We start from the raw sequence: 24,082 nt of genomic DNA on the forward strand, positions 1-24,082 counted from the left end.
CTAAGGCTTGCAACGATGGCTCCAGCGACCGTCTTCCTGGGTAGGGCTGATCACATGGGCAAGACCACCGAACTGGCACCGGGCGCGAACCTTGCTGCGCTCCGGAAGGAACGTGGACTCACTCAAAGCCAGCTAGCGAGGCTGGCCAACATCAGCGTTTCCCTGCTCTCCAAGATCGAGGTGGGAGACCGAACCCTGACCCCGGCTGTTGCTGCCGACCTGGGTAAGCCCATGGGGCTGAGCATGGCGGAGGTACTGGGGAAAGCGTCTGTGGCCCGGAACGGAGAAGAGCGCCTGTCGGCTCTCCGTTCAGCCGTCCGTGACTACGACCTGCCAGGACGGCAAGAGGTCCAGGAAGACGCTCTCAGGGCCTCTGTGGAGACTGCTGGGAAGTTCCGGGACAAGGCGGAGGTGGATCGGCTCCTGTCGATGCTGCCCGGCCTTCTGCTGGACGCCACGACGTACGCTCACGCTGCCAACACGGTGGATAGCTGGATGGCCCTGTCAGAGGTCTACAGCAGCGTCTATTGGCTGGCCGCCCGGCACAGGTGGATGGACATGGCGGAACTGGCCGTGACTCGCCAGAGGTGGGCCGTCGAGCAGAAGACCAACCCCCTGGGCATGGCCATTGCTGCCAGGGATAGGGCGGGGGCCTACCTGAACGGTGGGGACTTTGAAGGCGGCCTCATGGTCGTAGACCGGGCCATCAGCCAGGCACAGGCCAGCCTGTCAGGGCAGGAGAGGGCCTTTGCGGTCGGACTGCTGAACCTTCGGGGGATGACTTTGGCTGGACGCTTCAAGGACAAGAAGGAAGGAAAGAAGGAGGCGGAACGACACATCAAGTCGGCCTGGGAAGCCTCCGAGTGGTTCCAGAGGGATTGGAACCGGCACAGCATGATCTTCGGCCCGCAGAACACGACCACACACGTTCTGGCTACTCGGCTGGACCTGGGGCGGCCCCGTGAGGCTCTGAGAGTGGCAGAAGACCTTGACGCGGCCCTGGAGGGCTTGCCTGCTACTCGTGTGGCTCCGTCCCGGATGAACCTGGCCAGGGCACGGCTGGACGTGGGGGACCGTGACGGGGCCCTGGAGTCCCTGTCGGAAGCGTGGGAGGCAGCCCCTCAGATGGCCCGCATCCACCCCATGGCGCGGGAGGTCTTCCGGGTCCTGTCGTCCCTGCATCGACGCAGTAACCCAGAGCTTCTGAGGCTGTCCAAGCTGTCCGGCATCCCTGTCTGAACCAACCGAACTTACTGAACTAACCGACGCTTAGACGCTGGTCAGAGGCCCTGGGGTCCGTGTGGTCAGGGTCGCCAGGACACCTTGTGTTCCTGGAAGTGATCCCATGTGGTAAACATTGCCTCCCAGCCGTCGGGGAACTTCACCGTGACGCCCAGCCGGACCGGTTCCGTGGACGGGTGCTCGTCCAGCAGTTCCGCGACGCCCGCCCGGCAGACCACGACGCAGGCGTGCCGGTGGCGTGAGGCCAGGACGCACAGGCGGCCCGTCTCCAGGTGGAAGGCCGTCGCGTCGGGGCGGCCGGAGAGCGGGTGGAGCACCACGGTCACGTCGAACTCGCGGCCCTGGAGCCGGTTAGCGGTGTCCACCGCGACGCCCGTCACGCCCAGTTCGGCGAGGGCGGCCCGCACCGCCGCCGCCTGGTCGCGGTGGGCGGTGCCGACGGCGACCCGGTCCGCCGTCACCGGCACCGGGTCCGGGGAGCGCTCGCTCGTCGCGGCGGCGCCCCGGTCGAGGAGCCTGCGCACCACCAGGGCCACCGCCCGGACCGCCTCCGGGTCGGTGCGCGGGGTGTGCCGGGCCGGGAGTTCGAGCAGGCCCCAGCCGGACTCGGCGGCCTCGTCCAGCACCCGGTCCGGCGCCGAGCCGTCCGACGCCGTGCCGAACGACAGCCGCCGGTCCCCGTGGTCCGTGCCGCTGCGGAACGGGGTGTACGGGTAGAACGCGTCCGACACCAGCCGCGCCGCCGAGGCTGGCAGCCGCCACGACACCGGCAGCCGGTGCTGCGGCAGCCCGGGATTGTGCGCCAGCAGCGTGGCGACCGCGCTCGCCGACGGGTCGTAGGACAGCCCCGCCCACTGCTCCGCGCCGACGATGGAGAACGGGTCCAACTGCCCCGGATCGCCGACGAACAGGGCCCGATCGAAGAGCCCCGCCACGGCCAGCAGCGCGTCCGAGCGCATCTGGTACGCCTCGTCGACGATCGCGTGGCCCCACGGCTCGACGTTCTTCACATGCGCCCACTTGGCGGCCGTCGAGATGACGACGTCGAGACCGGACAGATCCGCCGCCTTGGCCGACTTCCGCACGTTGGCCAGGCCGTTCAGCACCGGGTCGTACGGGTCGGCGTCACTGCTGTGCAGACGGCCCACGGGCAGGTCCGGGTTCTTCTCGGCCAGCCGCACCACGAGGTCGTCGACCTGGGCGTTGGTCTGCGCCACCACCATCAACGGGCGTCCGGCTGCGGCCAGTTCGAGCGCGGCGCGCACCACGAGCGTCGACTTGCCCGCACCCGGCGGGGAGTCCACCACGATGCCGCGCGACGCGCCGCCCATGGTGCCGGCGAGGATCGCCTCGGTGGCCCGGGCCGCCTCCGTGCCCGGGTCGAGCGCGCCGGCCACGGCGCCCGGTTCGGGGTCGTACGTCACAGCAGGTCCTCCGCGGTCACGGGGTCGGGATGCTCGGCGTGCCCGGCCGCCGCGCCCGGCGGGCCGCCGTGCGTCCAGGGCGTGTCCTCCGGGTCCGGCAGCTTCGGGCCGCCCCGCTGGTCGTGCTCGAACAGCGTCCAGGTGATCCGGTCGCCCGGCTCGGGCACCGAACCCGGGGCCGGTTCCCTGCCCCGGCCCATCCGGTCGGTGATCCGCAGCACCAGCGCCCGCGCGGCCCCGCCCTCGAAGCCGGGTCCATGCGTGGCCGCGCCGTCGACGTCGTCGGCCCCGGAGCCCTCGGCCCCGGGTTCCTCGGCCTCGGCGTACCGGACGAACTCGGCGGTCTGCGGTCTGCCGTCCAGCGAGCGGAACACCTTGACGCGCTCGCCGAGATGGGGCCGCTCGTCGGTGCGGACCGTGACCAGCGGGCGCGGGGAGGGGCGCTTCGACTCGCTGTACGCCATCTCCACCGCCGTCACCTCGCCGACGAACGCCTCACCGGCCAGCCGCCGCCCGGCCAGCACCAGCGGATCGTCCAGCGCCTCCTGGGCGTCCAGCTGCGCCTGCGCCGTCTCGCGCGAGGCCAGCTTCTGCGCCGCCGTCACCGCGTCGTCCCGGCGCGGCTGCGGCGGCTCGCCGGACCGCACCCGGTCCCGGTGGCCGGTGAACGACCAGCGGTCCCTGGTCCAGCGGTCCTCCGCCCTGGCGCCCTCGGGCAGCTCCCGCAGCAGATCGAGGCCCCGCCACACCGCGTCCCAGGTCGGCCGCATCACCCCGGCCAGCAGCTCCCGGATCTCCCGCTCGGCGGCGGTCAGCCCGGCGAGCCGGGCGTCGGCCGCGAGACCGTCCTCGGCCGCCGCGAGCTCGGTGCGCGCCCGGTCGTACCGCTCGATGGCCGGCGCCAGCAGCCGGTTGTCGAACGCCGGATCCGTGGCCGGACCGGCCGGCGGGCACAGCAATTGCCCCTCGCCGTCCCGCGCCGACTCCGCGCGCAGCGCCGCCGACGCCCCGGACTCGCCCGCCGGGGGATCGATCCAGGCCAGCAGCGCGCCCAGATGCTGGTCCTCCAGGCTGCTCTGCCCGGTCGCCCAGTGCCGGTTCAGCAGATCCGTGACGGCGAGCAGCAGCGAGGAGCCCGGCACCCGGGCCCGCTCCCCGTAGTGCGTGAACCAGCGGCCCAGCAGCGGGACCCGCGCCGGGGCCGGGTACGGGGCGTCGGGGTCGTCCTCGGCCGTGCGGCGGAACCGCATGGAACGGCCGAGCAGCCGCACGAAGTCGATGCCCGCCCGGCTGGGCACGATCAACTGCGGGGCGTCCGCGCACAGTTCGACCTCGACCTTGGTCTTCTTGCCGGTAGCCGGATCGGTCTCGTTGCGTTCGGCGGGCTCGACGACGTCCTCGTACGCCTCGATGTGCGGCAGCACCGCGTCGGCCAGGTCGGCCAGGAACGAGAACCGCAGGTCCCGGTCGCGCGGCTGGGGGACCGCCAGCAGCCGGGGCGCCTCCCGGTCGGCGCCGACGAGCGCGCCCAGCGGCGCGCCCGCCTCGCCTGCGGTGGTCAGCGGCACCAGGACCAGCGGCCGGTCGGTGAGACGGCGGTGCAGGACCGTCGCCAACGGCCGGGCCCGGCCGCTCTCCACGGCCTCCAGCCGGGCCAGGGTGCTGATCAGCGACATGCCGCCCCGCTTTCCTCCGGGACCGGGGCCGCCGTCCCGCGCCCGTCCGGCACGGCCGCGCCGTGCCGTATCGCGGCGGTGTGCTCCAGGGCGTCGGCGCGCAGGGCCGCCGCGCGGCGCAGCGCCGCGACCGTCGGGTCGGCCGGATCGCCCTCCTTGCCCGCGGCCGCGGCCAGCACCGCCTCCACCGTGGTCAGCCCGCCGAGCTCGCCGCGCACGCTCCGTCCCAGCGCCTCCACCGCGCCGGCCGCGCGGGCCTTCGCCCGGCAGTGGAAGGCGAGTTCGCACGCGGACAGGCACTCCGGCGCGTACGCCGCGCCGACCGCGTCGACCGCGGCGTCCAACTGCCCTGCCGGGCACGCCGGGTCGAAGGTCGTGCCCTCCGGCAGCGCCGCCGCGATGTCCTCGACCCGGGTCAGCCTGGTCAGCTGGCGCCGGGTGACCGCGCGCTGCTTGCGCACGTCGACGACCGAGGCCGTGGGCAGGTTGGAGAAGTCCTTCGGGCAGATCAGCAGCACCCGGTGACCGACCTGGGCGCCCCCGGTCCGCTCCGCGACCCGCTCCAGCGCCAGCACGTACACGGCGGACTGCCGGGCCGCGGCGCCGACCTTCGCGGCGTCGGCGGAGCCGTCGATCATCGGGAAGGACTTGATCTCGACGACCGTCCAGGCGCCGTCGGGGTGCACCACCACCGTGTCCGGCTCCAGATGGACCGGGGAACCCGCCACCTCCAGCGTCAGCATCGGGTGGTCCAGCAGCGTCCAGCGGCCGGCCCCGGTCGCCTCCCGCAGCGCGAGCGCCGTGCGCGCGGCGCGGCCCTCGGGACCCGCCGCCGCCAGATCGGGCGCCAGCACCTCGTCGGGCGCCGGGGCGCCGCCGCCGAGGTGCTCGTGGAGCAGCCGCATCAGTTCCGTGCCGCCGTCGGCCTTGACCCTGGCCTCGAAGGAATTGCCCCGGACGAGCGCGAACTGGGACTGGCCGAAGGGGGCCGGCGAACCGAGCGCCTCGGCCAGCGCGGCCTTGTTCACCCCCGCGCCGTCCAGCAGGGCGCGGCGTCGGCAGCCGGGGTTGGCGGCGAGGGCGGCCAGCGCGCGGGCGTCCAGCGGGCGCGGCGCGACGCCCGGGCCGCGCAGCTCAGCGAGCCGCTGCCGAAGCGTCGTCCCCCGCCGCTCCCGCTCGTGCGGCGGCGTCGGCCCGGGGGACGGGAGGGGCCGGGACGCCGCCCGGGGCGTCCGCCGTTCCGGCATGGGCGGAGTCTGCGGAGGTGGTCCGCTGGCCAGGGATTCGCTCACCCGCCGAAGTCTCGCATCCGCCACCGACAATCGGGGACTCCGGCCGCGGCACGCCCCTGTGGGGGCGGGCGGCGAGCAGCGCCCGGACCCGGTCGGCGGCCCGCATCACGGGGGTGGTCAGCAGCGCTCCGACGCCCATCACGGCGGCGCCCGCCACCGCGTCGAGGAAGTAGTGGTTGGCCGTGCCCATCACCACCAGCGTGGTGCCCAGCGGATAGGCGACGGCCGCGGCCCGGACCAGGGGATGGCGGGCGTGGCGCCACAGCATGACGCCGCACCAGATCGCCCAGCCGACGTGCAGGCTCGGCATCGCCGCGTACTGGTTCGTCATCCCGCCCAGGCCGCGCGGGGCGCTCGCCTCGGCGCCCCACCAGCCGTACGAGCTGTACTGCGCCATCGTGTCGACGAAGCCGTACGCGGCGTCCAGCAGCCGGGGCGGGCAGGTCGGCATCAGCGTGAAGCCGATCAGACCGAGCATCGTGGACGTCATCAGCCAGGTGCGGGCCCGGCGGTACACGGCCCCGCGTCGGCGGAAGAGCCAGACCAGGACGGCCGGGGTGACCAGGTAGTGCAGCGAGGCGTACGCGAAGTCGGAGGGTATGCCTATGGAGGGGTGGGCGGTGAACAGCCGGTTGAGCGGGTGCTCGGCGTTGATGTGGAGAGCCTTTTCCAGGCGCAGGATGGCCAGGCCGTGCTCGACCGCCGTGGACACGTCGCCGCGCACCACCAGCCGGCCCGCCGAGTAGGCCCCGTACACCAGGGCCAGCAGCGGCAGCTCGGTCCACCAACGGGGCCGCGGACGCGGCACGGGCGCGGTGCGGGCAGGCTGCATCCGGTAGCTCTCCATCATGTGTTCATAGGACTGGCAGCGGGCGTTCAACCGTACGGCGCGGGTCGGCCGTGTTCTCCGCCGGGGTGTGTGCCGGGCCCCCTGCGTCTTCTGCTCCGGTCCGCCCTTTTTCTGCCGTGCGGACAGGGGTGCCCGTGCAGAGAGGGACGTCTGTTCCGCCCCGGAGGTTGCCTCGCGGGCGCGTGCGCGATGATTGGGAACCGGAAGATCCGCGTCGACTGGATGTCGACCGCTGTCGACATCGGTGTCGACATGGCTCCGAGTCGGCATCGGCTCGGTCTCCGGCCCAGATCCCAGTTCAGGAGAGAGCCGTCATGGCACCGCGCATCCTGCTCGTCCGGCACGGTCGCACGGAGTGGTCCGTCCGGGGCAACCACACCGGCAGGACGGACATCCCCCTGCTCGACTCCGGCCGGGCCGACGCCAAGCTGCTCGGGGAGCGGCTGCACGGCGGCCCGTGGGCGGACTTGCCGGGGCTGGAAGTGCGCACCAGCCCGTTGCTGCGGGCCAGGGAGACCTGCGACCTCGCGGGCTTCGCGGACCGGGCCCGGCCGTGGGACGCGCTCCTGGAATGGGACTACGGGGCGTACGAGGGGATGACCCCGGCGCAGATCAAGGCGGACCGGCCGGACTGGCTCATCTGGCGCGACGGCGTGCCCGAGGGGGAGACCCCGGCCGAGCTGTCCGCCCGCGCCGACCGGATCGTCGACTGGGCCCGCTCGGCCGACCGCGACGTGCTGGTCTTCGCGCACGGCCACATCCTGCGGGCGCTGGGGGCGCGGTGGCTGGGCGAGGACGTGTCGTTCGCGGCGCGCATCCGCCTCGATCCGGCGTCCCTGTCGGTGCTGGGCTGGGCCTACGGGGCGCCCGCCCTGGAACGCTGGAACGACACCGGGCACCTGGAGCGGTAGCCGTTCGGAGCCGGGTGGGGCGGGCGGACGCGCGCCCCCGGGGACCGCGGGCGGACCTGGACCGGGCGGGCGCCGGGGCCGCGCGGGCGCCGGGGCCGGGTACGGCCGGGCCCACGGCTCCGCCCGTTCCGGCTCAGCCCGTTCCGGCTCAGCCCGTTCGGGAACCTGCCCGTTCCGGGCCCGCCCGGCCCGGAACGGTTATGTGGGCCTGCCCATTCCGGTCCCGGCCGCTCCGGACCCGCCCGGCCCGGAACGGTTACGTGGGCCCGGCCGCCCCAGTCCCGTTCGCTCCGGCCCCGTTCGCTCCGGTCCTGCCCGGCCCGGAACGGTTACGTGGTCCTGCCCGCTCCGGCTCCGCCCGCTCCGGGCCGGTTACGCGGACATGCCCGGCTCCGCCGCGTACCGGTCCAGATAGCCCCGCACCTCGGCCGTGTCCCGGCGCGGGGCCAGCACCCGGGTCGCGCCCGCCAGCATCGTCCGGATGCGGGAGGACCGGACCCCGTCCAGCAGGTCCAGCACCCGGTGCCCGGCCGTCGCCGCCTCCTCCGGCCGGCCGGCCCGGGCGAGGTCCCAGGTCAGCTCGGCCCGGTAGAGCGCCAGGTTCCGGGTGAAGTGCCGGTCCTGGAGCCGGATCGCGCGCCGTGCGTGGCGGGCCGCCCGCGACCAGTCGCCCAGCGCCGACCAGCACTGCGCCTCCAGCATCTCCAGCTCCGCCTCCCGGAAGAACGTCATCCACTCGGGGTCGGCGTCGCACGGCCCCCGGCCGAACGCGGTACGGGCCCGGCCGATCGCGCGTTCGCAGCCCGTCCGGTCCCCGAGCCCGGCCCGGCCGCCCGCCTCCCGCAGCGCCAGCAGCGCCAGCAGTCGCGGCGAGCCCAGCGGCTTCGCCGCCCGCTGCCCGGCCTCGGCGGCGCGCACCGATTCGCGCGGCCGTCCGGTGTCCCTGGCCAGGAACGACGCGTTGCAGAACGCGTGCGCCTCCAGCGCCGTGTCGCCCGCCAGCCGGGCCGTGGCGAGCGCCTCCGCGTAGTACGAGCGGGCGTCGTCGAGCCGGCCGGAGTCATGGGCCAGCCAGCCCACCGAGATGGCCAGTTCGCCCGCCCCGGCGTGCAGCCGGTCGGCCGTGGAACGCCTGGCGGCGGTCCCGGAGTCGAGCAGCGCGTACGCCGCCCGCAGCGGCCGGGCCGCGTCGCGGTACAGGTCGTCGCCGCCGTGCCGGTCGTCGAGCAGCCGGATCCGGCGCACCGCCCTCTCGACGGCGCTCACCTCCGCCTCGCCGACCCGGTGCGGGCCGGACGTGTCGGCCGCGGCGGAAGCGCCGTCGGGCCCGGGTGCCAGGGGTGCGGCCGCCAGCACGGTGCCGCTCGTCATGAATACGCGACGCAGCACGTCGCTCTCCTCGTCGGTGTCGCTGTGGAGCGTGGGGGGAAGGGGGAAGGGACGCGTCGGGGGAGACGCGAAGGGGGAGGGGTTCTCGGCGTCGGCCCGCGCGCCCCGGCCGCGTACCGTCTCGCGCGGTGAGAAGCCCAGGTCGGCCAGGGACCTGCCGGGGAACATGTGCAGGAAGACCCGCTCGTACGCGTAGTTGGGACAGCGGATCTCGCCGGACTCCACGCGACCGATGTACCGGGCGTCGCACGCGACCCGTTCGCCGATCTCGCGGGCGGATCTGCGGACCGCGGCGGCGAACTCCCCGGCGGAGCGCCGCCCGCGCAGCCGCCGGAAGGCGAGGTTGGGAACCGCCCCTGCCGACACCATCGACCAGCACCTCTCCTCCGCAGCCGGTACGTTCCTGCTGCCGGCGCCCCGGCGGGCAAGAACGTACCCGGTGCGACCAGTTACATAGGGCGTCTTTGCTGATAAAAGGGGCATCTCGCCCGCGATCTGCCATGAACTGCCACCCATTGCGGCGGCGTGGCACCGTAGCCCTTGACGCGTCCGGCGCGTTGGTCTCTGCGGAGTACGGAGGACGACGGAATCCGGCTCCGTCCGGCGATGACACACCGGTGATTGAGAGGAGAGGTCCCTTGTTGCATCTCGGCACGGAGAGCGGCTCGCGGACGACTGCGACGACCCCGGCCGCGACGCGCACCACGGCTCCCGCGCGGGGCCACGGCGTCGGACCCTGTGATCTGGTGACCGTTCCGGCCCGTCAGGGGCTGGAGGCGGTGGACATCCTGCGCCGCGGCGCCGACCAGGAGGCGGTGGGGCCGGTGCTGCACGACGGCGCCTGCGACATCCTCGGCTTCCTGGTCCCGCCCGGCACGGCCGAGGCGTGGGACGTCCCGGGCAGCGCCTGTACGCGGACCGACGGACGCGGGCTGCGCGTCCCCGCCGAACCGCAGGCCGACGGCGGCGGCTGGCTGCTGCCGCCCGGGGACGACGCGCCGGTCACCGACCCGGCCGCGCTGCGGGCGGCCCTCGACCAGGCGGCCCGGGTGCTGGAAGCCGCCGACAACTGCCGCTGACCACCGGCCGCGCGCCCGCGACCATAATGGAACCGGCGTCCGGGAGACCCCCGGCGCGGCCGGTGCCGTTCCGTACGCACCGGTCCGGACGGCGAGTGGTGAGCGGGCGCGAGCAGCGGTGGCACGTCGAGGAACGCCGGGCGGGGGCGAGACCGCCCGGAGACGGTCCGGGCGCGGGACCGACGTCGGAACGGGCCGTCCGGGCGCCGGCCGCGGGACCGACGGCGGAACGGGCCGTCCGGGCGCCGGGCGCGGGACCGCGGTCCTCGCGGAGCCGGTGGGCGGCGGGCTCGCGGAGCTGGTGCCCGACCGGGACCGCCCGCGCGCCTGGACGCTGACGCTCGACGGCGCCCCGCAGTCCCATGTGGACCTCGACGACCCCACCTTTCTGTCGTTCGAGTACCAGCGCAGGATCGGCCACATCATCGACCTCGTCGCACCGCCCGGGCGGCCCCTGCACGCCGTGCACCTGGGCGGCGGCGCCTTCACGCTCGCCCGCTACCTCGCCGCGACCCGGCCGCGCTCCACCCAGCAGGTCGTCGAGACCGACGCCGCGCTCGTCCGGCTGGTGCGCCGGGAGCTGCCGTTGGACCCGCAGGCCAGGATCCGGGTCCGGTCCGCCGACGCGCGCGACGGGCTCGGGAAGATCCAGGACGGCTGGGCGGACCTGGTCATCGCCGACGTCTTCAGCGGCGCCCGCACCCCCGCGCACCTCACCAGCACGGAGTTCCTGGCCGAGGTGCGCCGGGTCCTCAAGCCCGGCGGGAGCTATGTCGCCAACCTCGCGGACGGGCCGCCGCTGGCCCATCTGCGCGGCCAGATAGCCACCGCCGCGGCCGTCTTCCCGGAGCTGGCCCTCGCCGCCGACCCCGCCGTGTGGCGCGGCCGCCGCTTCGGCAACGCCGTGCTGCTCGCCTCGGACCTGCCGCCGAGGACCGCCGAACTGACCCGCCGGGTCGCGACCGACCCGCACCCCGGACGGGTCGAGCACGGGCGGGCGCTCATCGACTTCGCGGGCGGCGCGGCGGCGGTGCGCGACGCCGACGCCCGTCCGTCCCCGGCCCCGCCGCCGTCGATGTTCCGGAACGGCGGGTGAGGGAGCCCGCTCCCGCCGCACGGTGACCGGCGGACGGCCGGTCACGGGAGGTCCCGCCGCACGGTGAACGAGGGGACGGTCGTGGGCCGGTTCCGTCGCACGGTGAAACGGGGGACCGTCAGGGCGGGTCCCGCCGCACGGCGAACCGGCGAACCGGCGGACGGCAGCGGCCGGTTCCGTATGCGCCGGCCGCCCCCGCCGGCCGCCCTCCCGTTGCTCCTGCCCTCCCGCCGCTCCGCTGTCACGCGGCGGTCGGCGGTGCGGCGTCGGGGCTCAGATCCCCGCCCGGTTGACCGCCGACAGCACTGCCAGGAGGGACGCCGTGAGGACGGAGGTGTCCCGGCCCGCCCCCCAGCACCGCTCGCCGTCCGCGCCCACCCGGCACTCCGCGTACGCCACCGCCGGGCTGCCCTGGCCCGTCGTCGTCGCGTGCTCGGCGAAGTCGAGGACGTCCACCTCGATCCCGGCCGCCGCCAGGGCGTGGGTGAACGCGGAGACCGGACCGTTGCCGACGCCCTCGTAGTCGCCCTCCCGGTCGCCCACCCGCAGGGTGCAGACGAACCGGTGCTCGCCGGCCGGGGCGCGGTCCGTGGACCAGGACGTCAGGGCCACATGCCCGTCCCGCCCGGGGACCAGGTACGTCGCCTCGAACAGTTCCCACAGGTCCTTGGGCGTGGCCTCCAGCCCGCTGTCGTCGGTCGCCGCCTGCACGGTGCGGGAGAAGTCGGCGCGCATCCGGGCCGGCAGGTCCACGCCGTAGTTGCCGCGCAGCAGATGGGCGATCCCGCCCTTCCCGGACTGGCTGTTGACCCGGATCACCGCCTCGTACGTACGCCCCAGGTCCGCCGGGTCGATCGGCAGGTACGGCACCTCCCAGCGCTCCTCGCCGCCGGCCGCCCGGTGGGCGAAGCCCTTGCTGATGGCGTCCTGGTGGGTGCCGGAGAACGCGGTGTGGACGAGGTCCCCGGCGTACGGGTGGCGGGGCGGCACCGGCAGCCGGTTGCAGTGCTCGACCGTGCGGCGGATCTCGTCGATGTCCGAGAAGTCGATCATCGGGTCGACGCCCTGGGCGTGCAGGTTGAGCGCCAGGTTGACCAGGTCGACGTTGCCGGTGCGTTCGCCGTTGCCGAACAGGCAGCCCTCCACGCGCTGCGCGCCCGCCAGGACGGCGAGTTCGGCGCACGCGGTGCCGGTGCCCCGGTCGTTGTGCGGGTGGACGGAGAGGATCACCGCGTCCCGCCGGGCCAGATTGCGGTGCATGTACTCGATCTGGTCCGCGTACACGTTCGGCGTCGCGATCTCCACCGTGGCCGGCAGGTTGTGGATGACCGGCCGGTCCGGGGACGCGTCCCACAGCTCGGTGAGGCCGTTGCACAGCTCCAGGATGAAATCCGGCTCGGTGAGGACGAAGACCTCGGGGGAGAACTCGAAGCGGATGTCCGTCCCGGGCAGGGCCCGCGCCCGCCGGTCCATCCGGGTCGCCGCGTCCGTCACCAGGGCGCGCACCTCGTCGCGACCGCGCCCGAGCACGACCTCGCGCCAGACGGGAGCGGTCGGCGTGTACAGGTGGACGACCACGCGGTCCAGCCCCTCGACGGACTCGAAGGTCCGGTCGATCAGGTCCGGCCTGGCCGGGGTGAAGACCACGACGGTGACGTCGTCCGGCACGGCGTCGGTCTCGGCCAGGTGCCGCACGAAGTCGAAGTCGGTGCGGCTCGCGGACGGATAGCCGACCTCGATCTCCTTGTAGCCCATGGCGACGAGCAGGTCGAACATCCGCCGTTTGCGCGGGGTGTCCATCGGCTCGGCCAGCGCCTGGTTGCCGTCCCGCAGGTCCACCGGCACCCAGAGCGGGGCGCGCTCGACACGGGCCTGCGGCCAGGTGCGGCCGGTCAGCGGGACCTCGACGCGGTCGAAGGCGGAACGGTAGCGGTGGGAGGGCATGGAACTGGCGCGCTGCCGGTTCCAGTGAGGCGCGTCGGCGGGCACCGGGCCGCGCGGGGTGCAGATCGTGGGGAAGACGTGGACCGGGGCCGACGGCGCCGGCGCGGACGCCGGAGCGGGCGTCGGCGCGGCGTGCGGAGCCGGGGCGGGAACGGGCGCGGGCGCCGGGTCCGGAGCGGGGGCGGTGACGGGCGCCGGGTTCTGAGTCGGGGTGGGAGTCGGACGGTCGGACATGGAACGGTCTCTTCTCGCGTCGCCGGACGCGACCGGCACAGCACGGCACCCGCGGCGGGGTGCCGGTCGCTTCAGGCCCCGCCGCGGCAGCCGAGAAGAAGGAGACCGCTGAGCGTCATGCCGGGTACAGTAACCAGAAAGCAAGTCCTCAGACAACCTGACAGGTGAACTCGTGTCCTCGCTCGGTCCGCTCCGCCCCAGCCCCCTGGTCGAACAGGCCACACGCCATCTGCGCGAGCAGATCACCGAGGGGCACTGGCCGGTCGGCACGAAGATCCCGGGCGAGACCACGCTCGCCAGGACGCTCGGCGTGGGCCGCTCCACGGTCCGCGAGGCGGTCCGCACCCTGGCCACGCTGGGGCTGCTCCAGTCCCGCCAGGGCGCGGGCGTCTTCGTCATCGCGGACCGGGCCGCGGAGGACTGGCCGACCCGGCTGCGCCGCGCCTCGGTCACCGACGTCTACGAGGTGCGGATGCTGATCGAGGTCCAGGCCGCGCGCCTGGCCGCGCGCCGCCGCACGGACGAGGACCTGGTCGCCCTCGACGCGGCGCTGACCGCGCGGCGGGCGGCGGTCGGCGGGGGAGACGCGGAGTTCGTCGACGCGGACATCGCCCTGCACCGGGCGGTGGTGGCCGCCGCCCACAACCCCGTACTCACGGATCTCTTCGGGGAGTTCGCGCCCGCGCTGCGACAGGGGCTGATCGATCTCGTGGAGCTGCTGGGGCTGCGCCGCGAGGACCCGGCGCACGGCGACCACGCGCACGACGCGCTGGTACGGGCGGTGGTGGCCGGCGACGCGGAGTCCGCGGGGCGCGCCGCCGAGGCCGAACTGGAGGCCACGCTGGCCCGGTTGAGGGCGGCGTAGGACGGATTCGGGGCCGCCCTCCCGGGGCCGGGCTTCGGGGTTCGCGGCCGGGGCCGGGGCCGGAGTTCGGGTGCGTGGCGCGAACGGTGTGCGTGGCGGGGGTCGGGGTCCGGCGCGTGACGCGAACGGTGTGCGTGGCGGGGGTCGGGGTCCGGCGCGTGACGCGAACGGTGTGCGTGACGCGAACGGGGTCCGGGCGCGTGGCGGGGGCCGGCTTCGGAGGGAGAACGCGGGCCCGGCTCGGCGCGCCCCGGCGCGCGATGAGCCGTTCACCTTCCGGCGGGCGGCCGGGCGGGCGCGGGGGCGGGGGGACGCCCGTCGGCTCGGGCGGCCGGGAGCGGAGGTGCGCTCGGCGGGCCCGGGGCGGGCGGGCCGACGTCGCCGGGCGCGCCGCCCTTGAGCTGAGCCTTCTCGTGCGGCGGCCGAAGTCCGGTGCCGGGCAGGCGGGTTGGGGCAAGACGTCGGCAGGGCACAGTCCCATGACGTGCCGGACACGCTCGCGCAACGGAGCCGTCTTCAACTCTTGACACCCGCCCCTCCAAGGCAGGAACCTTCCGGCATCGACAAATGGGAGCGCTCCCACGGTGTGATCCCCCCGCTCGAAGCGCTGCCCGCCGCCCGTTCGCACCGCCTGGCACCACCGGCACCACTCGGCACCACCCGGCATCACCGGCACCGCCCCGTATCCGTACCGCGATGCGTCCACGCGCACGTACACGCACATCCGCCCGCACGCCGGCACCCGCACCCGGGCCCGACGCATGACATCCCGTCAGGCACGTGTCCCGCCCATGTCCCGCCCCGGACCAAGGAGTAGTGGAATGCGCATCACCCGCGTCACCCATACCGCCGCCGGCCGGAGCCGCAGAGCCGCGGTTCTCGCCACCACCGGCCTGACGGCCTCCGCCCTGCTGCTGACGGGCTGCGGCGGCTCGGACTCGTCGGGCAGCAAGGGCCCCGACGAGAACGGGAACGTCACGCTGATCGTCGCCGACTACGGCCAGTTCGGCTACAAGGAGGCCGGGCTCTTCGAGAAGTACCACGAGCTGCACCCGAACATCACGGTCAAGGAGGATGTCACCACCGACGAGAAGGTCTACTACCCCAAGCTCCTCCAGCAGTTGAACGCGGGCAGCGGCCTCGCGGACGTCCAGGGAATCGAGGTCGGCCGCATCAAGGAGATCGTCGACACCAAGGCGGACGCCTTCGTCGACCTCGGGGACGTCATCGACGTCGGCGACTGGGTCTCCTGGAAGGAGAAGCAGGCCACCGCGCCCGGCGGCGCCGTGATCGGCGCGGGCACCGACATCGGCCCGATGTCCCTCTGCTACAACACCGAGCTGTTCGGGAAGGCCGGCCTGCCGACCGACCGCGAGGAGGTCGCCAAGCGGATCTCCGGCGGCTGGGAGGACTACCTCGGGCTGGGGGAGGAGTACCGGAAGAAGGCCCCGGAGGGCACGTTCTTCATGGACTCCGCGAGCGCCATGTTCAACGCCGTGGTGAGCTCCAACGCGCAGCAGTACTACGACGAGGGCGGCAAGCCGGTCTACAAGGACAGCACCGGCGTCAAGCAGGGCTGGAACCTGGCCGCCGAGGCCGCCTCGAAGAAACTCACCCAGGGGCTGGCCCAGTTCAGCGATCCATGGGTCGCCGCGCTGCGCAAGGGGACCGTCGCCACGGTCGCCTGCCCCGCGTGGATGGCCGGGCAGATCTCGGCCAACGCCGGCGAGGCCAACAAGGGCAAGTGGGATATCACCACCGCGCCCGGTTCGACCGCCGCCAACTGGGGCGGCTCCTTCCTCGCGGTGCCCAAGCAGGGCAAGAACACCGACGAGGCCGCCAAGCTCGTGAAATGGCTGACCGCCCCCGAACAGCAGGCCGCCGTCTTCAAGGCCATCGGTGTCTTCCCCTCCAACAAGCGCGCGTACGAGCTGCCGGAGGTGAAGGACGCCAAGCTCCCGTACTTCAACGACGCCCCCATCGGCCGGATCTACGCGGACGAGGCCGTGTCGATCCCCGAGACCGTGCTCGGCCCGAAGGACGGCGTCATCAAGGACACCTTCTCCACCCAGATCAACAACATGGAGCAGCGCGGCACCCGCCCCGACGACGCGTGGAAGGCGGCGACCGAGGCGATCGGCAAGGCGCTCGGCTGACCGCACGGGACCCGCGCCGGGGTGGGCCCGGGACGACCGCGGCCGGGCGGGGCGGGCGGGACCACGGGGGCGTACGGAGACCAGCGCGGGCCCGCCCCGGGCCCCACCGGCCCCCGGGCCCCACCGGCCCCCGGCCCAGGCCGCCGTATCCAGGCCGCCGTATCCAGGCCCCGCACCGGCCGCCCGCGCCCCGGCTTCCGCACCGCCCGCCTCACGGAATGCCGCCCCGCCGGAATGCCCGAACCCCGGAATGCCCGAACCCCGGAATGCCCGAACCCCGGAACGCGCGAACACCGGATCGCCCGAACACCGCAGCAACGCAGGGAAGGACTCCCGCCCGTGGCCACCTCGACCCCCAGCCGGCACGCGTACGCCCCGCCCCCCGACGGCTCCCGGGGGACCGCCCCCGGCCAGGCCCCCCGACCGTCCTGGCGGAGCCGGCTGTGGCGGTTCGACGACAAGGCGTCCCCGTACGCCTACATCGCCCCGTTCTTCCTCGTCTTCGGCGCCTTCGGGCTCTACCCGCTGCTGTACACCGGCTGGATCGCCCTGCACCGGGTGGAGATGACCGGCCTGGACCAGATGGAGTGGGTCGGCTGGGACAACTTCGACCGGATCCTGCACGACTCGGAGTTCTGGACGGCCGTCGGCAACACCTTTCTGATCGGGGTCATGTCGACGGCGCCGCAACTGCTGGTGGCGCTGGGCCTGGCCCACCTGCTGAACTACCGGCTCCGCGCCAGCGGCTTCTGGCGCACGGTCGTGCTCACCCCGTACGCCACCTCGGTGGCCTCCGCCGCCCTCGTCTTCGCCCTGGTCTTCCGCGCCGACGGCGGCCTGCTGAACTGGCTGCTGCACTTCGTCGGCCTCGGCGACACCAACTGGGCCAACGGCCACTGGACTTCGAAGATCGCCATCTCCGTGATCGTGATCTGGCGGTGGACCGGCTACAACGCCCTGATCTACCTGGCCGCCATGCAGGCCGTGCCCACCGACCTGTACGAGGCCGCCTCGCTGGACGGAGCCTCGCGCTGGCAGCAGTTCCGCAAGGTGACCGTCCCCTCGCTGCGGCCCACGATCCTCTTCACGATCGTCATCTCGACCATCGGCTCCATGCAGCTGTTCGGTGAACCGCTGCTGCTGGAGGGCGGCAGGCTCGGCGCCACCGGCGGCAACGAGAATCAGTACGAGACCCTCAGCGTCTATCTCTACAACTACGGCTGGAACCTCGGGCATCTTGGTCCGGCCGCCGCAGTGGCCTGGGCGATGCTCGCCCTCCTGCTGATCATCGCCGCGGTCAACTGGCTCATCGGCCGCTTCGTACGCAATTCCGCGGACTGACCGGGAGCGATCTCCATGACCACGAGCGCGAACACGAACATGACCGCGAACACGAACATGGTCGCGAGCACGAGCATGACCGCGAAAACGGCCCCGACCCCGAGCACGGCCGGCGTTGATGCCGCCGGCCCCCGGGCCGCGGGCCGCGCCCTCCGAAGCGCGGCGCGCGGGTCGGCGCGACGGCGCCCGATGCGCTTCCGGCCGGGCGCGGGCCAGCAGCTCCGGGGCGGCCCCTTCGCCTACGCCGCGCTGGCCGTCGTCGGCGTCGGCTCGCTGCTGCCGCTCTACTGGACGCTGGTCGCCGCGTCCCACACCCAGGACGAAGTCCTGGACACCACACCGCCGTTGCTGCCCGGCGGACGGCTGGCGCACAACCTCGAAGCGGCCTGGAACCAGGCGAACCTCGGCACCGCGATCGTCAACAGCGTCATCGTCGCCGGCTGCATCACGGCGGCGACGCTCTTCTTCTGCACCCTGGCCGGGTACGCCTTCGCCAAGATGCGCTTCCGGGGACGCGGCGCGCTGATGACCGGGGTCGTCGCCACACTCACCATCCCGCCCCAGCTCGGCGTCGTCCCCCTGTTCATGGTGATGTCCGGCCTCGGCTGGGGCGGGAGGCTGGAGTCGGTGATCTTCCCGACGTTGGTGAGCGCCTTCGGCGTGTTCTTCATGCGTCAGTATCTGAGCGAGGCGCTGCCCTACGAGCTCATCGAGGCGGCCAAGGTCGACGGCGCGAACAACTTCCGCATCGTGCGCAGTGTGGTGCTCCCGGTGGCCCGCCCCGCGATGACGGTGCTGGGGATGCTCACCTTCGTGCAGGCGTGGAACGACTTCTTCTGGCCCTACCTCGCCCTCAACCAGCAGAACCCCACGCTCCAGGTGGCCCTCGGCCGGCTGAGCGCCTCCTACACCCCGGACCAGAGCATCGTGATGGCCGGTGCGCTGATCAGCACACTGCCCCTGCTCGTGATCTTCGTGATCTTCGGCAAGCGGATCGTCGGCGGAATCATGTCCGGCGCCGTCAAGGGCTGACGGCACGCCACGCCACGCCATCCCGCCCCGCGAGGACCCGCCCGCCCTCGGCCCCCGTCACCCCGCCCTCGGCCCCCACCACAGTGGCCCCCACCACGGGGCCCACCGCGGGGCCCGACCCACAACGGCCCCGAACCACAACGGCCCCGACCGCAGCGGCCCCGACCGCAGTGGCCCCGAACCGTCCCGGCCCCGCTCACCGCGGGCCCGGCCCACCCCGTCCCACCACTTCCGGGAGCGCTCCCATATGACCGTCGCACGACCCGACACCAGCCCGAAGCAGGCCGCCGAGACCGTGCGGTTCCCACCCGGCTTCCTCTGGGGGGCGGCCACCTCCGCCTACCAGGTCGAGGGCGCCGTCGCCGAGGACGGCCGCACCCCCTCCATCTGGGACACCTTCAGCCACACCCCCGGCAAGGTCCACGAGGGGGACACCGGCGACACCGCCGTCGACCACTACCACCGCTACCGGGACGACGTGGCCCTGATGAAGCGGCTCGGCCTGACGGCCTACCGCTTCTCCGTCTCCTGGTCCCGCGTGCAGCCCACCGGCCGGGGCCCCGCCACCGAACGCGGGCTGGACTTCTACCGCGCGCTCGTCGACGAACTCCTCGAAGCGGGCATCAGGCCCGTCGCCACCCTCTACCACTGGGACCTGCCCCAGGACCTGGAGGACGCGGGCGGCTGGCCCCAGCGGGCGACCGCCGAGCGGTTCGCGGAGTACGCCGGCCTGGTGGCCCGCGCCCTCGGAGACCGCGTGTCCGACTGGACCACCCTGAACGAGCCGTGGTGCTCGGCCTTCCTCGGCTACGGCTCCGGCGTGCACGCCCCGGGGCGCACCGTGCCGGCCGCCGCGCTCCGCGCCGCCCACCACCTCAACCTCGCCCACGGCCGGGCGGTCGACGTCCTGCGCGACCGCCTCCCCGCCGCCGCGCGGATCTCGGTCTCCCTCAACCTCCACCAGGTCCGCCCGCTGACCGGCGGCGCGGCCGACGCGGACGCCGCCCGCCGGATCGACGCGGTGGGCAACCGGGTCTTCACCGGTCCGATGCTGCGCGGCGCGTACCCGGAGGACCTGATCGAGGACACCGCGCACCTGGTGGACTGGTCCGCGCTGGTGCGGGACGGCGACCTGGCCGCGATCTCCCGACCGATCGACTTCCTGGGCGTCAACTACTACACCCCGACCGTGGTCTCCGCGCCCGCCGACGGCCGCGGCGACGCGCGCGACGACGGCCACGGCAACAGCGACCACTCCCCGTGGCCCGGCTCCGAGCACGTCGCCTTCCACCTCGCCGAGGGCCCGCGCACCGCGATGAACTGGGTGATCGACCCGGACGGGCTGTACCGGCTGCTGCTCGACGTCTCCCGGGACCACCCCGGGCTGCCGCTGATGGTCACCGAGAACGGCGCCGCCTTCGAGGACCATGTCTCGCCCGAGGGACGGATCGACGACCCCGAGCGCATCGCCTATCTGCACGACCACCTCGACGCGGTGCGGCGGGCCGTCGCCGACGGCGCGGACGTCCGGGGCTACTTCCTGTGGTCGCTGATGGACAACTTCGAGTGGGCGTACGGGTACGCCAAGCGCTTCGGCGCCGTCCACGTCGACTTCGCCACCCAGCGCCGCGTCCCCAAGGCGAGCGCCCACTGGTACGCCGACGTCATCCGCCGCCACACCCTGCCCCCGCGCACCGGCCGCCGCTGACCTCGCCGGCCTCCCGACGGCGCCGGAGCCGGAGGCCGACCCGGAGCCGGAGGCCGACCCGGTTCCGGCTCCGGCCCCGGCACAGGTCCGGCCCCGGTTGCGGCGCCGGTCCGACGGGACTTGGACCGGTCATCGCGACTGTGAGAAATTGACCGCGAACGGGAGGCAGCCATGGCGGCAGCGCGAACACGGAGCGACGGGCGGCCGACGCTCGAAGAGGTCGCGGCGCGGGCGGGGGTGGGACGCGGCACGGTCTCACGGGTCATCAACGGCTCCCCGCGGGTCAGCGCCCGGACCCGGGAGGCGGTCGAGGCGGCCGTCGCGGAGCTGGGCTACGTACCCAACCGCGCCGCCCGCGCGCTCGCCGGGAACCGCACCGACGCCCTCGCGCTCGTCGTGCCCGAGCCGGAGGCCCGGTTCTTCACCGAGCCGTACTTCTCCGACATCGTGCGCGGTGTCGGCGCGGCGCTCGCCGACACCGACATGCAGCTGCTCCTCACCTTCGTCGGCAACGACCGCGGGCGCCGGCGGCTGGCCCAGTACCTGACCGCGCACCGGGTCGACGGCGTGCTGCTGGTCTCCGTCCACGCCGACGACCCGCTGCCGGACCTGCTGGAGCAGCTCGGCATACCGGCCGTGACGAGCGGCCCCAGGTCCGCCGCCGAACCGCTGGCCTCGGTCGACTCGGACAACTTCGAGGGCGCCCGCGCCGCCGTCGGCCACCTGCTCGCGCGCGGACGCCGCACCATCGCCACGATCACCGGCCGGCTGGACGTCTACGGGGCCCGGCGACGGCTCGACGGCTACCACGAGGCGGTCGCAGCGGCCGGTCTCGGCCGCGACGAGGACCTGATCGCCCCGGCCGACTTCACCGAGGAGGGCGGCGCCCGGGCCATGCGCGCGCTGCTCGACCGGCGTCCCGGCGTCGACGCGGTCTTCGCCGCCTCCGATGTCATGGCCGCGGGCGCGCGCCGGGTGCTCCGCGAGGCCGGTCGGCGCATCCCGGACGACGTGGCCCTGGTCGGCTTCGACGACTCGGCGGTGGCCCGGCACATGGACCCGGCGCTCACCAGCGTGCGCCAGCCCATCGAGGAGATGGGCCGCACCATGGCCCGCGTACTGCTCCAGGAGATAGGCGGCGAGGGCCGGGAGAACGGCGGCGGGGGCCGGGAGCGCCCGCACATCGTGCTCCCCACGGAGCTGGTCGTCCGCGACTCCTCCTGACGGCCGCCGCGCCCCCGCCGCACGCCCGGCGGGCGGCTCGTCAGGCCGCTCCGCAGACGGTGCACGGGTAGGCGGTCTGGCTCACGCAGTTGCCGTGGTCGTCGTATACGTAGACGACACTCCTGGTGCCGGGGCACCCCGGCGTGGCGCTACACGGTATGGCGTGATCTTCCTGATGCCCCATGGGTGTACCTCGCCTTCTGATCGAGGCTGGGCTCCCACCGCCGTCGGCAGCCGGTGCAGTACCAGTGCCACGAGCCCGGCGCCGCCGGGGACGTGTGACTGGTGTCCCGCCAGAGCGCCCGTCGGTCCGGGCAGTGGGGGCACGGCGGCGGCCGATACGCCATGGGCTCCTCCTGGTTCTCCTGCGGTCTCCTGGTCGATCCGGTCGCCCCCGGGCCTCCGCCCCCGGGCCGTGTCACGGGCCCGCGGGCGTCACCGGGGCCGGACGTGGCTGCAACAGGGCCCGGTCCACACCTCGGTGTCGAGGACATGGGCGCCGAGCCGGTCGCGGATGACGCCGACCCGGACCGTGCCGGTGGTGAGGGGCTTCTTGCACCAGACGCAGGCCCGGCCCGCGGCCTGGTCCCACGTCAATGCCCCCGGGGCGGGGAGCGGGCGGGTGGTGGGGGCGGTCACTCTGTCTCTTCTCTGTAGATCTCGGCCCACACGACGTCGCCGTTCTCGGTGCGGTCGTGGCCGTACCGGTCGGCGGTGCTGAGGGTGCGGAGGATGGCGGACCGGGTGGCGGCGCTGAGATCGGCGGGGAGATCGACCTCGATCCGGATCGCGTCGGCCGTCTCCGTGATGCGTGGGTCGCTGCTGGTCGCTGCGGAGAGCAGCGACGCCAGCGCGACGGCATGAGGAAGCGCGACAGACATAGATATCCCCTGACGGTCGGCCGTCACGGTTCGTGAGGCTGAATATTCAGCTTCGACCTGATGGGTTAGCTTTGTCAATGTCGACGTACAACGTTCGGAGTCGCGTACATGCCACACGAAGCGCCCTACTTGCAGGTGGCCGCCGCTCTGCGCGCCCGCATCGAGGCGGGAGAATGGGTTGTGGGCGACAAGCTCCCGTCCCGGGCCCGGATCGCCGAGGAGTACGGCGTGGGGCAGTCCGTCGCCCAGCGCGCCATGGAGCATCTGATCATCGAGGGCGTCCTCGAAGGGCGCGCCGGATCCGGCACCTATGTGCGCCGGCCGCGACAGCGCCGCCGCATGCTCCGCTCCCGGCGCCCCGAACTCCACGGCGGGTCGCTGTTCCGCACGGAGGTCCGCGAGCGCGGCCGCGGCGGATCCTGGGAGTCCCGCAGCGCCGCCCGCACCCCGGCGCCGGCCCACATCGCCGAGCGGCTGGCCATCGAGCCGGGCGACCTCTGCGTGGTCACCCACTACGAGTACCTCGCCGACGGCTACCCCGCCCAGCTCTCCGTGTCGTGGGAGCCCATGGCGATCACCGACGGCACCCCGATCGTCCTGCCGGAGATGGGCCCGCACTCACGGGCCGGCGTCGTCGAGCGGATGCGGTCGATCGGCGTCGTCATCGACAAGGCCATCGAGGTGCCGCGTCCGGCCCGCGCCTCGCGCGAGCAGGCCAACCTGCTGGGCATCAACCTGGGCGACCTGATCACCGAGGTCGAGCGCACCTACTACGACGCCGACGGGCGCCCCGTCGAGACCGCGGACATCGTCGTCCCCGACATGCGGTGGGAGATCGCCTACGAGTTCGGCATCGACGAGCCCGAGGACTGACGGCCGTCCCCCGCCCGGCCCCCCGCCTTCGGCTTCCGCCCCTCCGGCGACCGCCGTGGGCGGCGGCCTGGGCGGTGGTGAGGAGGTCGGTGCTCATGTGGCGTCGCCTCCGTCCGGGTATGCGAAAACCCCCGACCCGCGGGCGGGGGCTTGTCGTGGGCACTCGTGGAGTGCTGGCATCCAGCAGCGCGAGAGCGGCGCCTCACTGCCATCGGCGAGGAGCACGGCCGGGTCGGCTGCGACTCGGCCCGGACCGTGACCGGCGCGGCGCGGACGGAACGGGCGCAGGGCGTCGCTGAACGTGCAGGTTCTTGGCCTTTGACCGGTGGGTGCCGGCCCCGGGGCGGCTCTGTCACTCGTAGGTGTAGGTGAGGGAGTTGCTGGTGCCGCCGGGGGAGTGGATGGTGACGGGAACGCTCCCGACTCCGGGTGGCGAGGTGGCGAGGACGATGGTGTCGGAGATGGCGGCGAAGCCGGCGGGTGTGGCGCCGAAGAAGACCTGGTCGGTGTAGGTGAGGGCGGTGCCGTTGATGGTGACGTTGGTGCCGCCGGTGGTGGGGCCGGTGTCGGGGGTGAGGCTCGTGAGGGCGGGTTGCGGGACGTAGGTGTAGTAAGGGTTGCCGATGCTGGGGTCGCTGGTGCCTCCGGGGGTGGTGACGGTGACCACCACGGTGCTGGTGCCGGCCGGCGCAGTCACCGTGATCTGGTTGTCCCCTACGACAACGATGTTGCCGGCGGTCTGGGCATCGAAGTGGACGGCGGTGGTGCCGGTGAGGTTGGTCCCGAAGATGGTGACGGTGTTGCCGCCGCTGATGGGCCCGAAATGGGGGTCGAGGTCCGTGAGGGTGGGTGCGGGCGTCGTGGT

Annotated in this window: 20 protein-coding genes; 11 read left to right on the forward strand and 9 right to left on the reverse strand. The window is 73.7% G+C overall.

The features are described 5' to 3' along the window. On the forward strand, positions 1 to 1,239 hold a 1,239-nt coding region (locus WA762_RS34090), incomplete at its 5' end, for a helix-turn-helix domain-containing protein (protein ID WP_335941424.1). Between the two features lie 65 nt (positions 1,240 to 1,304). Here WA762_RS34090 and WA762_RS34095 read toward each other — a convergent pair. Genes WA762_RS34095 through WA762_RS34110 form a run of 4 tightly spaced genes read right to left on the reverse strand, consistent with a single transcriptional unit; the run spans position 1,305 to position 6,466 of the window. Further along, the gene (locus WA762_RS34095; RefSeq protein WP_335941450.1) at positions 1,305 to 2,639 is read right to left on the reverse strand and encodes an AAA domain-containing protein; all 1,335 of its coding nucleotides are present in this window, start codon (positions 2,637 to 2,639) and stop codon (positions 1,305 to 1,307) included. Positions 2,640 to 2,662: 23 nt separating this feature from the next. Further along, complete coding sequence (locus WA762_RS34100) at positions 2,663 to 4,342, reverse strand: hypothetical protein (protein ID WP_335941426.1); 1,680 nt, start codon at positions 4,340 to 4,342, stop codon at positions 2,663 to 2,665. Further along, a complete protein-coding gene (locus tag WA762_RS34105) occupies positions 4,333 to 5,589 on the reverse strand; it encodes a hypothetical protein (RefSeq protein WP_335941452.1) in 1,257 nt (418 codons plus the stop codon). The genes WA762_RS34100 and WA762_RS34105 overlap by 10 nt, the downstream gene beginning before the upstream one ends. Further along, entirely contained in the window at positions 5,477 to 6,466 is a 990-nt protein-coding gene (locus tag WA762_RS34110) for a phosphatase PAP2 family protein (protein WP_443080751.1), read from the reverse strand. The genes WA762_RS34105 and WA762_RS34110 overlap by 113 nt, the downstream gene beginning before the upstream one ends. A gap of 332 nt (positions 6,467 to 6,798) precedes the next feature. Between WA762_RS34110 and WA762_RS34115 the strand changes: the two genes are divergently transcribed. Next, positions 6,799 to 7,395, forward strand: a complete 597-nt coding sequence (locus WA762_RS34115; RefSeq protein ID WP_335941427.1) for a histidine phosphatase family protein — start codon at positions 6,799 to 6,801, stop codon at positions 7,393 to 7,395. Between the two features lie 372 nt (positions 7,396 to 7,767). Here WA762_RS34115 and WA762_RS34120 read toward each other — a convergent pair whose 3' ends face one another. Beyond that, positions 7,768 to 9,153, reverse strand: a complete 1,386-nt coding sequence (locus WA762_RS34120; RefSeq protein ID WP_335941429.1) for a tetratricopeptide repeat protein — start codon at positions 9,151 to 9,153, stop codon at positions 7,768 to 7,770. 269 nt (positions 9,154 to 9,422) lie between these two features. Between WA762_RS34120 and WA762_RS34125 the strand changes: the two genes are divergently transcribed. Further along, entirely contained in the window at positions 9,423 to 9,863 is a 441-nt protein-coding gene (locus tag WA762_RS34125) for a hypothetical protein (RefSeq protein WP_335941430.1), read from the forward strand. Between the two features lie 277 nt (positions 9,864 to 10,140). Then, positions 10,141 to 10,959 (forward strand): spermidine synthase, encoded by an 819-nt coding sequence (locus WA762_RS34130; protein ID WP_335941431.1) that lies wholly within the window; start codon positions 10,141 to 10,143, stop codon positions 10,957 to 10,959. A 273-nt stretch (positions 10,960 to 11,232) separates the two neighbouring features. Here WA762_RS34130 and leuA read toward each other — a convergent pair whose 3' ends face one another. Then, a complete protein-coding gene (leuA, locus tag WA762_RS34135; protein ID WP_335941456.1) occupies positions 11,233 to 12,903 on the reverse strand; it encodes a 2-isopropylmalate synthase in 1,671 nt (556 codons plus the stop codon). A gap of 406 nt (positions 12,904 to 13,309) precedes the next feature. Between leuA and WA762_RS34140 the strand changes: the two genes are divergently transcribed. The 6 genes from WA762_RS34140 to WA762_RS34165 all read left to right on the forward strand — a co-directional run bounded on the left by WA762_RS34140 (position 13,310) and on the right by WA762_RS34165 (position 21,463). Next, positions 13,310 to 14,002 carry a FadR/GntR family transcriptional regulator gene (locus tag WA762_RS34140; RefSeq protein WP_335941432.1) on the forward strand — a complete coding sequence of 231 codons (693 nt, stop codon included), beginning with the start codon at positions 13,310 to 13,312 and terminating at the stop codon, positions 14,000 to 14,002. Between the two features lie 821 nt (positions 14,003 to 14,823). After that, entirely contained in the window at positions 14,824 to 16,158 is a 1,335-nt protein-coding gene (locus tag WA762_RS34145) for an ABC transporter substrate-binding protein (RefSeq protein WP_335941434.1), read from the forward strand. Between the two features lie 339 nt (positions 16,159 to 16,497). Next, positions 16,498 to 17,499: a carbohydrate ABC transporter permease gene (locus tag WA762_RS34150; RefSeq protein ID WP_335941436.1), complete on the forward strand. Its 1,002-nt coding sequence runs from the start codon at positions 16,498 to 16,500 to the stop codon at positions 17,497 to 17,499. 189 nt (positions 17,500 to 17,688) lie between these two features. Continuing rightward, positions 17,689 to 18,531, forward strand: a complete 843-nt coding sequence (locus WA762_RS34155; protein ID WP_335941438.1) for a carbohydrate ABC transporter permease — start codon at positions 17,689 to 17,691, stop codon at positions 18,529 to 18,531. Between the two features lie 247 nt (positions 18,532 to 18,778). After that, positions 18,779 to 20,239, forward strand: a complete 1,461-nt coding sequence (locus WA762_RS34160) for a GH1 family beta-glucosidase (protein ID WP_335941440.1) — start codon at positions 18,779 to 18,781, stop codon at positions 20,237 to 20,239. A gap of 171 nt (positions 20,240 to 20,410) precedes the next feature. Beyond that, positions 20,411 to 21,463 (forward strand): LacI family DNA-binding transcriptional regulator, encoded by a 1,053-nt coding sequence (locus WA762_RS34165; protein WP_335941442.1) that lies wholly within the window; start codon positions 20,411 to 20,413, stop codon positions 21,461 to 21,463. Between the two features lie 435 nt (positions 21,464 to 21,898). Here the strand turns inward: WA762_RS34165 and WA762_RS34170 are convergent, their stop codons facing one another. Together WA762_RS34170 and WA762_RS34175 are read right to left on the reverse strand one after the other, a co-directional pair. Continuing rightward, a complete protein-coding gene (locus tag WA762_RS34170; RefSeq protein WP_335941443.1) occupies positions 21,899 to 22,102 on the reverse strand; it encodes a hypothetical protein in 204 nt (67 codons plus the stop codon). Then, the gene (locus tag WA762_RS34175) at positions 22,099 to 22,344 is read right to left on the reverse strand and encodes a hypothetical protein (protein ID WP_335941445.1); all 246 of its coding nucleotides are present in this window, start codon (positions 22,342 to 22,344) and stop codon (positions 22,099 to 22,101) included. The genes WA762_RS34170 and WA762_RS34175 overlap by 4 nt, the downstream gene beginning before the upstream one ends. Positions 22,345 to 22,452: 108 nt before the next feature. On the opposite strand from WA762_RS34175, the gene WA762_RS34180 reads away from it, so the two are divergent. Beyond that, positions 22,453 to 23,217, forward strand: a complete 765-nt coding sequence (locus WA762_RS34180) for a GntR family transcriptional regulator (RefSeq protein WP_335941447.1) — start codon at positions 22,453 to 22,455, stop codon at positions 23,215 to 23,217. 352 nt (positions 23,218 to 23,569) lie between these two features. Here the strand turns inward: WA762_RS34180 and WA762_RS34185 are convergent. Continuing rightward, positions 23,570 to 24,082: IPT/TIG domain-containing protein (locus tag WA762_RS34185; protein ID WP_335941448.1), on the reverse strand; the 513-nt coding region annotated here is incomplete at its 5' end.

The sequence above is a fragment of the Streptomyces tyrfis genome (assembly GCF_037034285.1).
Classification (GTDB): domain Bacteria; phylum Actinomycetota; class Actinomycetes; order Streptomycetales; family Streptomycetaceae; genus Streptomyces.